The sequence below is a fragment of the Legionella sp. 39-23 genome (genome assembly GCF_001897665.1).
In the GTDB taxonomy this organism is placed as follows: domain Bacteria; phylum Pseudomonadota; class Gammaproteobacteria; order Legionellales; family Legionellaceae; genus Legionella; species Legionella steelei.
In genome coordinates this window covers 276,077-289,938 of sequence record NZ_MKTO01000009.1, presented here as the reverse complement: position 1 = coordinate 289,938, position 13,862 = coordinate 276,077, and the positions used below count along the sequence as shown (strand labels likewise).

Here is a 13,862-nt window from a genome sequence, read left to right as displayed (position 1 = left end):
TTGTTTCCATTACAAAGAAAACGTTTTCATTTCATCAGGTAACCCACTGGTTCCAGAGCTTTCCTCAGCCAACCATTGTTCACGTCGGGTTTCCCAAAGATCCTTATTCCATACTTCAAATTTATTTCCTTGGCCTATCATCACTACATCTTTTTCCAACTGCGCATAATTTCTTAAAACTGTAGGTAACAACACTCGTCCATTTGCATCGAGCTCAACGTCAGTCGCATGACCAATTAATAAACGCTGAATTCTTCGTGCCGCTGCATTAAAACTGGGTAATTTTTGCAAATTATCTTCAATTATTTGCCATTGAGCCGCTGTGTAGAGCAACAAACATGTTTCTTCCGTATCAATAGTCACCACCAGCGGCGTTTTTTCTTCAGCACCCAGCGCAGAACGATAACGCGTAGGGATGGCTAAGCGCCCTTTGGTATCGATGGTGATGGCATTTATTCCACGGAACATTGCTTTCTTTTATGTGGAAGTTTTAATCCCCCCACAATTCTCCACTTTTTTATTATTTTAACCCACTTTTATACACTATAGGAACACATTTCTCCATGCGTCAAGATAAAAACCCACTTTTTAATTAATTTATTTAGAGGTCATGAAATAGATGATTAAAAACAGATCTTTATACAAAAATTATGAGCAGTGCTCAATTAAAAAAGGAATTCATTAAAAGGCATAACCGGGGCATGGGATGTAGCGCGTGCTGATTCAGTATCTATTTTTCTTCTTGGCACCACGAGCCAGGGTAATTTAAAAGAAAATGCGTCTTGAAAAGATAATCAAAATGAACTTCAAACTTCAATAGAATATCCAAGGCCGAAATCAAAAAGTCATAACAATAATAATACACTCAACGCACTAAAAATCTGAAAAATGACCATATAAAGATTACATTGTAGAAAAATATAGCATACAATATAGCCTATAGGCATCATTTTAGTACTGTGCTGATGTTGCTAACGGTATTATAGTCATTGTCGTTGATAAACGGAGAGAAAAGTGAGTCAAAACACCAATACAACAAGGGTTAATCTCTTAATTGAACAATATGAACTATCAAAAGAATCTCTTGCTAAAGATGACCCATATGGAAACGCCAGTGAGATGACTCGTGTAAATGAAAGAATCCTACTTCACAGGGGCATTTTTAATAAGATGTTAAGTTTAGGGATGGATGACCTAAATGAGCAACAAAGGATATATAAAGACGAATTTTTACCAGCCTTTTCTCCATATAAAAATCATTTCATTCAGTCAGCACAAAAAATAATGCGGGTAGATAATGAAGAAAATAGACATCAATTTGAAATAGCTACAAAACAATATTATCAAGCCTTGGACCTTCTTTTAAAGTATCAACAAATAATGGCTGAAGCATTTCTTATGTATAATCGAGTAAATAGAAATGATTTTAATGAACGATTTGGGTATGTAGAAGCGCAGAATGAAATTCTTAAAGATGAAGTTGATTTTTTTAAAAAGAAAGTAAACGAGGTTTCTTTGCATTTAGCAGACAAGAAAATGAAGTCTCTGAAGGGTCACGAAATCTCTATTCAAGCAATTGCTGAACACTATGAAAAAGCATACGAGGATTCCTATGGTCGATTTTGGGGATGGGTTAAAAACATATTTCGGAAGAGCGACCGAGCCAAAGAAATTGAGTTTTTAAATACCATTTCAAAACATACAGACTGTGAGGAGCCTATTCGAGTTCAAGCTGCGGCTTTAGTACATAATAAAATTCTTGCATCAGAATTATTTGGTAAAGGAAGCCAGCTTGCTAAGGTCTTGGAAAACTTTTTAACAGGAAAAGATATGGAGCAGGGAAATTTAGTTCAATTTCTTGATGATCATGAGGAAATAAAAGGAATCATGCCAGAAAGCTTAACGGAATATTTTGAAGAGCACCAAGAAGATTATAATAAAGAAAGAACTAATACGATTAGCTTCCAATAATTTAGTTTTTGCAGATACTTTCTTTATGATTAAATGGATTATCTTTAAAAAAGTATCTGTGTAGTTTGCTCGAACAAAGAATTTTTAACATATTAAATTTAAGAATAAGTCAATTCTATTAGATACTTATTACTAATTAAATCAATTATTCATCAAAGCAGCGAGTCTTACCCCTTGCAGAACCAAATCAGGAACAAGATGATCATACAATTCTTGCTTTTCAAATAAGGAAGCAAATCCCCCCGTTGCTAATACCAACGCTTTTTCTGCTCCGAAGGCTTCCTGTTTCAAACGCTGAATCAATTCGCGACACGCACCAATAGCGCCGTAATAAACACCAGACTGTATGCTTTCTATTGTTGAGCGTCCAACCGCATTTTCAATTTTTATTATTTCTACAGCAGGTAATTTTGCTGTATTTTTTGATAAAGCATCTACTGAGAGTCGAACTCCAGGCAAAATAGCCCCGCCCATATACGCCTTTTGGGCACTAATAACACAGAAAGTAGTTGCAGTGCCAAAATCAATCACAATCACGTTTTGATTCGGGTAAATATGAGTTGCTGCAATCGCATTTGCAATTCGGTCGGCACCCACTTCTATAGGGTTACGATATTTGATATTCAGCCCCGTTTTAACCCCTGCTTGCAACAAAAATGGTTCTAAAGAAAAATATTTAACACATGCAGAGCGCAGTGAATAATCCACTTGAGGAACTACAGAACAGATGCCAATTTGTTTCACTGCTTCGGGAGAGCAATTATTCTCTCGTAAAACGGTTTTCAAAAAGATACCCAATTCATCCGAGGTAGCTACTTTAGACGTATGGCGAAAACGAAGCTTTATCTCTTCTCCATCAAAGACGCCTCCATAGATATGAGAATTTCCAACATCAATACAAAGAATCATAATGCCACATGCCCATTTTTAAAAAATATGATAGTAAATTGTGATTCTCTTATTAGCAAGTTGTTACATGAAAAAACGGCTGAATTCTTAGGCTCTATTTACATTACAATTCGCCATTTTGGCACAAGATAGTAGAATTCATAAAAAAAGCCCTGCTTATGCAGGGCTTTTGTGGAAATTGTCATGTTTTTATTAATGTGAATTTGACACCAGAAATAAAACACTCTTTCTGATGGCAAATTGATTAGTATGGTTTAACAATCACTGTAGTACCAATGTCTGCAAAATCTTCGTTTAACCATTTTGCTGCACTGGGTAAAACCCGGATACAACCATGGCTTGCGTTGTAGTTTGGTACTTCATATGCTGCATGGATAGAATAGCCTCCATGGAAATGCATACAGTACGGCATTCTTGCACCACCATGTGTTTCCAATGGATAAATACTGGAGGTACAATCTTCTCCTTTTTTAGAGTAAATGCTATATGTTCCAGTAACTGTATGACATGGCTTGCCTTCGTCCTCACAGAAATCTTTACCACCAGAGGCACTACCAGTATTTACCCGGTTACCCTCTTTATCGTACGCGGCCCATGCGGTTGCTTTAGGGTCAAATACAATCACTTTTTTCCCTGTCGCAGCTCTTTTCTTAGGAAAATAACTAGCCCCCTTATGATCAGATGCCATACTCATTGTGTAATGCGTATTCCCCGCATCATCAACTATAGGAACCGATCTATCCATGGAAGCACAGGATGTAGCTAAAGCACATACTGGAACTAACGCTAGATATTTTTTCACTTTTTTTCTCCCTCTTTTTTTCTTATTTATCGGGAGATTTGAAAATAGGTTTAGGTTTTTTTATAAATTTTTTTTACATTGTGTTTTTTTTATGATCTCAGAGAGCATTTAATGATTACTTTTTTGGTCGTTTTGGGAGCATATATTCAATAGCGTGCATTAACTGTTTATCAGTGCATTCGAAGCATCCACCTCTTGATGGCATTGCATTTAGACCTTCATTGGTATGTTCAAAAAGCACATTCATTCCTTGTTTTAATCGCCCTTTCCAATCAGATTCCTCTCCAATTCTTGGCGCACCTATGGGAATTAATGGCTTACTTGCATGGCAATTCACACAAAAATGATTATAAATTTGTTCCCCTTCATTTTTGCTGCCACTAATCGATTTTAAAAATTCTTGGGGACGATGGCTTTCTGCATAAACCGGTAATTGAAACATCAATAAAGCCATGGCATAAATACTAAAGCAAAAGTTCATGTCATACTCTCCAGAAAATTGGCACAATACTTGCTAATTACAACGAGTTACTCAAAGAGGGATTATTTGTGAAAAAGTGCATACTAAGTGTTTTACTATTTTTTGCAAGCACTGTATCGCATTCTGATGCAATACAGTCGCCTGAGGTATTAACAAATAAAGTAGAACAATACATACATAGCGAACTTGCTTCATATAATGAAGGGAAAGTTCGGGTAACAGCGGATAAAATTGACTCTCGCTTAAATCTGAAAGCTTGTGCTGAAGATCAATTAGTTGTTTTTAATCCTTATCAGTCTCCTATCTTAAACACAAACACAATGGGTATTAAATGCCAAGAAAATGACAATCGCTGGTCTTTGTATGTCCCTGTTAGAATAACCGTTTCGAAAACAATATATGTGGCCAAACGTACTCTTGTTAAAGGGACAAGGCTTAGCCGAGATGATATCTACCAAACAGAAATGGATGTACAAAGATTAAGTAATGGATACTTTACTGAAAAGGATCTGTTAATAGGACAAGTGTGCAAAAAAAATATTCCCGCAAACAGTCCATTTAATCCACATAATATTGAGGCTGCAAAATTAATTAACAAAGGAGAGCGTGTTTCTATTGTTGTCAATGATAACAATTTAACTGTAAGTATGGAGGGGGTGGCTATTGAGGAAGGCTCATTGGGCGAAACCATAAAAGTACGCAACTTATCCTCCAAAAAAATTATTGAAGCACAAATTGCTGGTATAAAGAAAGTAAATGTTATTATTTAACAAGCACGGGATGGCAGAGGGAGTGCAAGCATCAGATCGCGTAAAATATAAGCGGATCGCCAATATGTAGGAAACAAAAAACAGCTCTAATTAAAAATTTACTAAAGATTTTTTAAAAAAAGCCGATACATAAAGAAGTCGAACGTGATTGAGGATAAATTATGTTTAATCAAATCAGTGATGCAGTTCCTGTTAAAACTATGGATTCTGACAATCGTTTAAAAACGAAGCAACAAGATAAAATCAAAAGCTTGATTGAGGATCCCTCATCACTTGTCAGCATAAGTGATACCTCCAAACAGTTAGAAGCGATAAAAAACTCTCTTAAAGATGTTTCTGAAGTTAATGAAGCTCGTGTTTTATATTTCAAAACTGAAATTGCGCTTGGAAACTATCAGATTGATAGTGACAAAATTGCCATGAAAATGTTAAATGTAGAACCTGCTTAATTTCTAAGGGCAATGATATGGATAATAAGATCGGCATGTTAGGTAACCATTTGGAACAGGAAATTAATTGGATAGAGTCACTCAATTCCTTGTTGGTTGAAGAAAAAGAAGTATTATCATCTCGCCAATTCAATAGACTTGAAGAGTTTGCCAATAAAAAACAGGAGTTATCTAATAAACTGGAAGAAAGTGCTAAACAGCGCATGCAGCTTATTAATCATAATAATCCCGCTCAATCGATGAATCTGGCTTTATCAGAATTTCTTAAAGACTGTAGTGTGGACGAAGCAACTTTAATTAACCAATTAAATACGAAACTTGCTGAAACTCTGACTCGTTGCCGTGAGTTAAATGCAGTTAACGGACAAATAATTACCAGTAATCTTTATATACGTCAAGAAATTGTCAATACACTGTCAGGAAATAAAACAGATGCGATCAGTGTGTACACGTCGACTGGAAATATAAAATCATCTCAAGATAATACACATCATCAAGAAGCCTAAATACGGAGCATCTTCAATGACACATCCTCTTTTCCCATAAGAGAGAAAGTGTTGTCAGGATGAAACTTCTGATTTTCACTAATAAATGATAAAAATTTCCCCTCCCCCTCTTCCACCTGAGGGAGAGGGGCTTCAAAGGGTTCCCTCTCTCAACTGTAGGGAGATTTTTCAAATCACACTGTGTAAATTGCCAAACAGTACTTTATTTTTGCTCTAAATTAACGCAATCGTGTTAAATAAATGTATAATGGTCAAAATTTTTTTATCACATTATATGAAATTCTTTTCAAAAAAATATGATCAGACCGTTGTAGTTGAGTTTTACTCAGATAAATCAACACAGGATAGTGCAATCAAGGAAAACGCTAAAAACTTATTATCTGTTCATTTGCAAGAAAAAATCGCTTAATATATTCTTCCCGTCTTGAAAGTTATCCTGATCTAAGTCAATTAACAACACAATCTCGCCTCTATTTGGTTGGTCACGGCAGAGAAAAGAAACAAAAGTTTTCAGGCTGTGATGTTGACATGCTTGTAGAACGTCTAGTAGAGGATTGTTCATTGACAGCAGTTAAACGAATTACCCTCATCGCCTGTCATTTAGGCGCAATGAAAGAATTCATTGCCGCTCTGCATCTAAAATTAGCTGAAAAAGGTATCTATACTGAAGTGGCTGCCTATAAATCTTATTTAGTTGTTGACAGCTCAGGACACCGCTGGGTTGATCTAGGTGAAGAAGATGGGCTGGATGCAAGGACCTGAGGAGACCTCTCCCAAACAAGTTGTTTTAGTTGATACTCATGAAATAAATCCCTACTACAAAGACGCGTTGGATGGGGAAGGCGATGAAAGCGTCTTTTTTGACACAATCCATGCTTCAGAATCTCTTCCTAATCAAGATCCAGGCTTATTTCCTACCCCAACAGGACAGGAGCAAAGTTACTCAACTACGAAATTAACCATGTTCAATAGCTGCCTGCTTTCTGAAACGGTGAACAGTGATAGTCCCCTAAGCCAATTGTTGTTTAATCCAACTAAACCTCAATAGTTCATACTGGATGAAGTGAGCTCGATCCAATATTCTTTCTGTTGTTGCTACCTTTGTCAGCAACAACAGAGAAATTTTGACCGTTTAGGCAGACTCAATGGAGCTCTCGTTGATACATATTAGCGCATGCGCAGCGCACCATCCAAGCGTATCACTTCCCCGTTAATCATCCCATTTTCAATAATCTGTGCTACTAAAGAAGCAAATTCATCCGGTCTTCCAAAGCGTTTTGGAAAAGTCATAGTCGCCACTAAATTATCTTGTACCTCTTGTGGCATATTCAATAACATTGGCGTAGCGATTAATCCAGGTGCAATCGTATTAACGCGGATAGAAAACTGGGCTAACTCACGTGCAGCAGGAAGTGTCATCGCAACAACCCCCCCTTTAGACGCACTATATGCCGCTTGCCCGATTTGTCCTTCAAATGCAGCGATAGATGCGGTATTAATAATAACGCCACGTTCCTGGGAATGACCTTCCAACTCTAGGTGGCTCATCGCATGCGCAGCAACGCGCATGACATTGAAAGTGCCAATAAGATTTATATCAATTACTTGTTTAAACGCGGCCAAAGGCATAGCCCCATCTTTTCCAACGATACGCTTTGCAGGAGCAATTCCGGCACAATTGATACAAACTCGTGGAGTTCCTAATTGTTCGATTGTTTGTTGCATCGCTTTTTCTACCGATTCATCACTGGTTACATCACAATTGATAAATAAATCGGCTTCGCTTTGCTTGTCTTCCTGCTTATCCCAAGCTACAACCCGCATTCCCCGCTTCTGTAAGTATTGAACGGATGCTTTGCCCATACCTGAAGCACCACCGGTAATTAATGCGATTTGATTCGTAAAATTCACTATAACTCTCCATGATTTGTGGTTTGTGTGTCACGTAGCCCGGATCATTTGTAGCCCAGACTTAAACTAAAAAAACTCCTTGCTTAATTGTTTGAACTCAGGAGTTCCTGCCTTTCTTAACCATTCAAAAAATACCATTTCAGAGGTAATTAGGTGTACCCCTTCTTGTTTCATTCGCTTCAGTCCATATTTCATATTTTGTTCACCACGACAGCTCACTGCATCAGCAACAACAAAAACATCAAATCCTGCCTCTCGCATTTCTAAGGCTGTTTGTAAAACACAAACATGTGTCTCGATACCAATAAGAATTAATTGTTTTTTATGGAATTGCTTGAGTCGCGCAACATAACTTGGCTCACCCATACAGGAAAAATATACTTTATCAACACACTCTTGCTGATCAAAATAGGCTTGAAATTGGTTTAACGTTGAACCAAGACCTTGTGGATATTGTTCACTCACAAGAATGGGGACGCTCATGCGTTTGGCCAATTTTAAAAGCCATTCACATCGCGCGATAAATGCTTCACTATCTAATACGGCAGGTGTTAATTTTTCTTGTACATCAACTAATAATAAAAGTGAGTCCTCTTTATTCAGTAACATCCTTATTCTCCTTAAGCAGATATTTGCACGAACCTTGAAATTTAAATACTTATAAAAACTTATAGCCCGGATGAGGGGAACCTCATCTAGGCTATAAGCAATTTATTAGTGGAAGTTTAGTAAACGGCTAAACACCAGCTATATCAATTGTTCTCATTTTTACATCCATTTGTTTATTACCACGCTGGATGGAAACAGTTACTTGCTCGCCTACTTTTATTTCAGTAAGCATATTGTACAAAACATCATAGTTAGGCACTGCATGCCCATTAAGAGCTACAATAATATCACCTAATTCGATACGTCCCCAAGCATCTCTGTGAGTAGCTCGTAAATGAGCTTTATGCGCAGGTGTATTACGAATAATATCTGCGATTAATATTCCTTTACGTATACCTAATTGGCGGGCAATATTTGGAGGTACGCTTTGAATGCCTATTCCAGACAGTACCACTCTCCCATTTTTAATAATTTGTGTCACAATTCGATCAATATCATCCGCCGGAACAGCAAAACCAATTCCTGCAGAAGTGCCCGAATGAGAAAAAATCATGGTGTTCATACCAATTAACTGTCCGGCACTATTCAATAATGGACCACCTGAATTACCTGGATTAATTGGTGTATCTGTTTGGATCATATTGCGAATTGTAACCCCACCAATTCCAGGAACTTTTCTACCCAAAGCAGAAATCACACCCTTAGATAAACTATGATCAAGTCCAAAAGGATTACCAATCGCAATCGCTTTTTGTCCTACCATAAGATCATGAAGATGCACTACGTCAAACGGCTTGAACCCTTTGAGTAGAGCCAATGCTTGTGGTGATTCGATCTTTAGTACTGCAATGTCTTTACGTGGCTCCGCTCCAACTACTTTAACGGGTACTGTCAATTTACCCAATGTAATAGCCAGTTTATCAGCGCCTTTGATGACATGAAAATTAGTAACTACATAACCGTTATTACTCCAGATAATTCCAGAGCCAGCACCATCAGGTACTTGCTTTGTACGCGCAGCAGATCTATTTCTATTAGTAACTGTTGCTAACCTGTGAACATAAACTACTTTAGGTGATGCCTCGTGAAAAACTGTCACAGTATTTTGTTCATCAGGAAGAAGAGAGCTTACATTAGCGCTATGTCCTGGAAAAGCCAGAATAGAACACAGCATAAAAGTACTTAACCATAAAAAACGATGTCTTGCCATTCAATATATCTCCACCAATTAGCTCAAAACCTTGCATTCCCCCAAATGCAAGTGAATTGTAATATATACAATCAAAAATGTCACTAAATGGCTCAGAAGAATAATTTTCACGCAAATGTCGTTGCATTAATTGTCACATGTTCCTTTTCTTCCTCATCTTGCTCTGCATCTTGTGGTTTACCTTGATGGGCTTCCTGCGATGTCCGCTTTTTATTCTCTTTGTGCTCTACATCTTCTTGTTTCTCAGGTGCAGGATCATTTATTTCGTGTTGTACTTTATCTACTTCGGTACGCGCAATATTCTCGACGCGCGTTTGCACAAGCGAAATCCCAGGTGTTACTGATACTCCAAAAAATTGCATCAAAAATTGTATTGGAATCATAAACATATCTTTAAAGGTCATCGTTGATGCTTCCATACTTTTAACCGCTACAATTTCAGTATCATCAATATGACGTAGATATACTTTTTCTAACAAAGCAGAATGTTGTTTGTAGACGCTATCCAAACTGGCATTGCGTGACCTTTCTTGATTTAAGAGATATCGTTGAAAATCAGTATGCGCATCCCATAGAGAGCCTCTTCTTTCTTGTAATTCCTTGAGCTCGCTCTCATAAAATGCAATTTTCTTATCAATTTCATCTCTTAACCGCTCACAAGCAACTTTACGATCAACTGAAATTTCCCCACTGACGATAGAGCCGGACTCTTTAACAATAGCTAAAGCATAACGCTCAATCAATTCTGTTTTTTTACGTAAAATTTCTTCGATTTGTGTATCAATGTACCTAATCGCCTCTTTATTCGCACCAAGAACTTGATAATGAGAATCAAAACGCTTCTCACTTTGCATTTGCACACGCATTTGCTCCAATTCTTTGACTTCATGAGACAATGCCCTAGTTTGCGCATCGTCATTTAATTGTTTGTCTCGGCTTAGCAGGATTTGTCGGATAAATGCAGCTAAAACCACAACAGTTCCCAATACCGCGGCACAAATAAGCGCTATACTGACTGGCTCCATAGTCAACTCCTTGAATTAAGACAAATGAATCAATTGAGTATGTATTTCAATAGCAAAATAACGATTAAAGTCTTGAAAAGAATTAATTGATGGCCATTGATCGGGTTGGCTCGACATCCTGCTCATGGCAGCTGAATAAATGGGAATGTAATTTTCTTTAATGAAAGGTTTTATCTCAGTCAAATTAGAAAAATTCTTAACTAACACCGTTGCATTTTCTTCCAAATGAGATAATTCTACTTTTTCAATAACATCCACCAAATCATCCTGACCTTCCAAGCTTTCTTTGATCCAATTAAGTAAAGCTAGACGTGGCTTAATGAGTAACAATTGATGGCTTGTTTCTATGGAGGGTTCCATTAATAAAATATGATTGTGTAATTCAAATTTAAAACAACAAAGAAAATCAAGAAAATTGGTTTCTATTGCATTACGTGCCTTATCGCCCAGCCAACGACTAATTTCATGACGAAACATCCTTGAAAAATACTTCTCTATTTCATCTAGAGTCGCGTCATCTGAATTTTGTTTTTGTAAGACGTAAGCCGTGTTATCAATCTGTAATAATCTAAGATCCGGTAATTTAGTCTCAGGTAATTGTGAGGCAAGAAATGATAAAAAAACAGCCGTAGGTTTTAATACTACTATTTCGTGTTGGCTATGACGCATATCCCTCTCCTTGTTTTACCTAAATCCCTCACCAACAGATTTACTGCGTTCATTTAATGTATTGACGTGATACGCTTTTAAGATTTTTTGCCCTTTAGTATTTTCTTTTTTTCCTGAAAAAATCCTAAAAAAACTCACATCGTCAATGCAGTAAATGCATTCGCGACAATCTCTAGCAAAATGATTCAGCTTGATTTGACTCATCCTGAGTACAACAGGCCCCTATTTAAAACGATAGACCATATATCGCCATATCGCCACCGCGTATCGCTTTAATTTTTTCATGATTTTGATGCTCAAAACTAACAAGCAACAAACAACAAACATAGTGTTTAATTTAAAATCAAAATGAGGTATAATGATTCTAATTTATACAAATAGCAATGCACAATCATGTTTGAAAATTTAGAAATAACTCCAAGTGACAGAGCACAAAACAAACGACTTCAGCTTTTATCTAAAATCCGACAACTACCAACAGAGCAATTAAATGAATGCTTTGCATTTTGGTTAGGTAATGATCCTATTAAAAAGAAAGATCTGGAGCCGTATCAAACAGATAAACCTTTTGTCTTTGTAGGTACCTCTATCTTTGGCTCTATTGCTTTAGCCTCTCACTTAGGAGAAAAAGTAAGTAGTGTGCCTCAAATCATCATCGTTGATCTAAGTCCCCAAGTTGCAGACAGTTGGAAATTAATCAAAGCCTATTTTAGTTCGAGTTCCGAAACCAATCCCTTGTTATTCGTAGATGGTTTTATTAAATTTTTAAAAGCAAACAAGATAGAACAGTTTTCTATGGATATTTTTGACGAGGAATCATTTAAACAATTACATGATTTACTTGTGAGTCTAATGGAACAATATGGCTTTGCACGTGTTAAACAGATGGTCAATGATGCAGTAATTCTACAACAGAGCTGGTCTGACAAGGAAACTTTCCAACACATCCGTAATATTTATGCAGACGTTAACATTTATGCCTACCCTTCTAATATTATTCATAGCATTAGCGACTTAAAAACTCAAAAAGATGTCGCGCAGTGTGTTGAAACTCTAAAACCAGTCTTATCCATTCAGACTAACTTAGACAACGGAGAGCCTACAAAATTTCATTTAATCCCAAATAATACCGTCACTTCCATTATGAGAAATTTAGGTCCTGGGCCTTTTCTTAAAGAAGAGGATAAAACTCGATTTAATGATGAGTTTTATACCACTGAGCCCAACACATTTTTTTATTCACCAACCGTAGATTTGGAACTTAGCGCATATATAGCCTCTCTTAACATATTGTGACGATATCTCATTGACCTGGAGCATTACTTTTTTTACAGTACGCCAACAATAAAGCATCAAAGAAGTGGCGCGTGAACAAACAAAATTTATACAAACAATTTAGTCAACCTTTGCTACAGTGGTTTGCTCTTTATGGTCGTCACAATCTGCCGTGGCAATTACCTCGTAGCGCGTATAGAGTCTGGATTTCTGAAATTATGCTTCAGCAAACCCAAGTACAAACAGTTATCCCTTATTTCGAACGTTTTATGCAACGATTCCCAACGCTCAGTGATTTGGCTCGGGCACAGGAAGATGAGGTACTTTCTTTATGGTCAGGACTTGGTTATTACAGCCGCGCCAGAAATCTTCACCAAACAGCAAAAAGAGTAATGGAACATCATGAAGGTGTTTTACCTGATGATTATCAGTTATTAAAAGAACTCCCAGGAATTGGTCCATCTACGGCGGCAGCCATCGTGTCACAAGCTTTTAATCAACCTGTTGCTATTCTTGATGGCAATGTAAAACGCGTTTTAACTCGTTTTTTCATGGTCAAAGGATATCCAGAACAGGCTCAAGTAAAGAAAACACTGTGGGAATTAGCTAACTCATGCATGCCTAATGAACATTGTGCCGATTACACCCAAGCAATTATGGATTTGGGAGCAACGTGCTGTACCTCTAAAAATCCCAATTGCCTTAATTGCCCCGTGCAGAATAACTGCCTGGCATTGAAGCATAAGGAACAACATTTATACCCCACAAAAAAAGTAAAAAAAACCATACCGACGCAATTCCAGCAATTTCTGGTTTTGCACGATGCGCAAGGCCATATCTATTTAGAAAGAAGGCCCCCTACTGGATTATGGGGAGGCTTATGGTGTTTACCCAGTTTGGATGAAGGGGACTGCCCTCTTGATTTTATTCGTCTGAACTATGATTTATCAGGAGAAACCCCAAAAAAATTGATCGCATTTAAACATCGTTTTACTCATTTGCATTTGGAAATCAATGCGCTCAGTATAAAAACTAAAGCATTAGGTAACATCTTATCTGAGAAACAGGGACAGTGGTTTGCAAAAGAACAAATAAACGCCTTAGGATTAGCACAACCTACTACTAAAATATTGTCTTCTCATTACAGCATGTTTATTTAAAGCCCTCAAAGAATAATAGGGCTGCATTATTTTTGCCTTGTAGCCAGGGTGCAGCGAAGTGAAACGCGGGGATTAAGATACTTATCTATGTTCAGAATCCCATGTTCTGCCATGC

Annotated in this window: 17 protein-coding genes; 8 read left to right on the top strand and 9 right to left on the bottom strand. The window is 37.2% G+C overall.

The features are described from left to right. Positions 1 to 9: 9 nt before the first annotated feature. Positions 10 to 468 carry a division/cell wall cluster transcriptional repressor MraZ gene (mraZ, locus tag BGO44_RS05710; protein ID WP_058468368.1) on the bottom strand — a complete coding sequence of 153 codons (459 nt, stop codon included), beginning with the start codon at positions 466 to 468 and terminating at the stop codon, positions 10 to 12. Between the two features lie 546 nt (positions 469 to 1,014). On the opposite strand from mraZ, the gene BGO44_RS05705 reads away from it, so the two are divergent. Further along, on the top strand, positions 1,015 to 1,971 hold the full coding sequence (locus tag BGO44_RS05705) for a hypothetical protein (RefSeq protein WP_273198619.1): 957 nt from the start codon (positions 1,015 to 1,017) through the stop codon (positions 1,969 to 1,971). Between the two features lie 141 nt (positions 1,972 to 2,112). On the opposite strand, the gene BGO44_RS05700 is transcribed toward BGO44_RS05705, so the two are convergent. The 3 genes from BGO44_RS05700 to BGO44_RS05690 form a co-directional block, all read right to left on the bottom strand. Further along, positions 2,113 to 2,880, bottom strand: a complete 768-nt coding sequence (locus BGO44_RS05700) for a type III pantothenate kinase (RefSeq protein WP_058509610.1) — start codon at positions 2,878 to 2,880, stop codon at positions 2,113 to 2,115. Positions 2,881 to 3,124: 244 nt separating this feature from the next. Beyond that, entirely contained in the window at positions 3,125 to 3,682 is a 558-nt protein-coding gene (locus BGO44_RS05695; RefSeq protein WP_058509609.1) for a L,D-transpeptidase, read from the bottom strand. A 115-nt stretch (positions 3,683 to 3,797) separates the two neighbouring features. Next, positions 3,798 to 4,163, bottom strand: coding sequence for a c-type cytochrome (locus BGO44_RS05690; RefSeq protein ID WP_058509608.1), 366 nt, complete (start codon positions 4,161 to 4,163; stop codon positions 3,798 to 3,800). A gap of 68 nt (positions 4,164 to 4,231) precedes the next feature. Between BGO44_RS05690 and flgA the strand changes: the two genes are divergently transcribed. The 5 genes from flgA to BGO44_RS05665 all read left to right on the top strand — a co-directional run bounded on the left by flgA (position 4,232) and on the right by BGO44_RS05665 (position 6,936). Then, entirely contained in the window at positions 4,232 to 4,933 is a 702-nt protein-coding gene (flgA, locus tag BGO44_RS05685) for a flagellar basal body P-ring formation chaperone FlgA (RefSeq protein WP_058509607.1), read from the top strand. A gap of 161 nt (positions 4,934 to 5,094) precedes the next feature. Next, entirely contained in the window at positions 5,095 to 5,382 is a 288-nt protein-coding gene (gene flgM / locus BGO44_RS05680) for a flagellar biosynthesis anti-sigma factor FlgM (protein WP_058509606.1), read from the top strand. Between the two features lie 17 nt (positions 5,383 to 5,399). Continuing rightward, positions 5,400 to 5,888, top strand: coding sequence for a flagella synthesis protein FlgN (locus BGO44_RS05675; RefSeq protein ID WP_058509605.1), 489 nt, complete (start codon positions 5,400 to 5,402; stop codon positions 5,886 to 5,888). A gap of 474 nt (positions 5,889 to 6,362) precedes the next feature. Next, entirely contained in the window at positions 6,363 to 6,650 is a 288-nt protein-coding gene (locus tag BGO44_RS05670) for a C80 family cysteine peptidase (RefSeq protein WP_237760407.1), read from the top strand. Next, positions 6,628 to 6,936 (top strand): hypothetical protein, encoded by a 309-nt coding sequence (locus BGO44_RS05665; protein ID WP_058509603.1) that lies wholly within the window; start codon positions 6,628 to 6,630, stop codon positions 6,934 to 6,936. The genes BGO44_RS05670 and BGO44_RS05665 overlap by 23 nt, the downstream gene beginning before the upstream one ends. A 119-nt stretch (positions 6,937 to 7,055) precedes the next feature. Here the strand turns inward: BGO44_RS05665 and BGO44_RS05660 are convergent, their stop codons facing one another. The 5 genes from BGO44_RS05660 to BGO44_RS05640 form a co-directional block, all read right to left on the bottom strand. Then, positions 7,056 to 7,799 (bottom strand): SDR family NAD(P)-dependent oxidoreductase, encoded by a 744-nt coding sequence (locus BGO44_RS05660; RefSeq protein WP_058509602.1) that lies wholly within the window; start codon positions 7,797 to 7,799, stop codon positions 7,056 to 7,058. 66 nt (positions 7,800 to 7,865) lie between these two features. Then, entirely contained in the window at positions 7,866 to 8,408 is a 543-nt protein-coding gene (locus tag BGO44_RS05655; RefSeq protein ID WP_058509601.1) for a hydrolase, read from the bottom strand. Between the two features lie 127 nt (positions 8,409 to 8,535). Continuing rightward, positions 8,536 to 9,618 carry a S1C family serine protease gene (locus tag BGO44_RS05650; protein ID WP_058509600.1) on the bottom strand — a complete coding sequence of 361 codons (1,083 nt, stop codon included), beginning with the start codon at positions 9,616 to 9,618 and terminating at the stop codon, positions 8,536 to 8,538. A gap of 107 nt (positions 9,619 to 9,725) precedes the next feature. Continuing rightward, positions 9,726 to 10,643 (bottom strand): hypothetical protein, encoded by a 918-nt coding sequence (locus tag BGO44_RS05645; RefSeq protein WP_058509599.1) that lies wholly within the window; start codon positions 10,641 to 10,643, stop codon positions 9,726 to 9,728. Positions 10,644 to 10,658: 15 nt separating this feature from the next. Further along, positions 10,659 to 11,312 carry a hypothetical protein gene (locus tag BGO44_RS05640; protein ID WP_058509598.1) on the bottom strand — a complete coding sequence of 218 codons (654 nt, stop codon included), beginning with the start codon at positions 11,310 to 11,312 and terminating at the stop codon, positions 10,659 to 10,661. Positions 11,313 to 11,705: 393 nt separating this feature from the next. On the opposite strand from BGO44_RS05640, the gene BGO44_RS05635 reads away from it, so the two are divergent. Continuing rightward, positions 11,706 to 12,608, top strand: coding sequence for a hypothetical protein (locus BGO44_RS05635; RefSeq protein WP_058509596.1), 903 nt, complete (start codon positions 11,706 to 11,708; stop codon positions 12,606 to 12,608). 71 nt (positions 12,609 to 12,679) lie between these two features. Further along, on the top strand, positions 12,680 to 13,747 hold the full coding sequence (gene mutY / locus BGO44_RS05630; RefSeq protein ID WP_058509595.1) for an A/G-specific adenine glycosylase: 1,068 nt from the start codon (positions 12,680 to 12,682) through the stop codon (positions 13,745 to 13,747). The last annotated feature ends 115 nt before the right edge of the window (positions 13,748 to 13,862 follow it).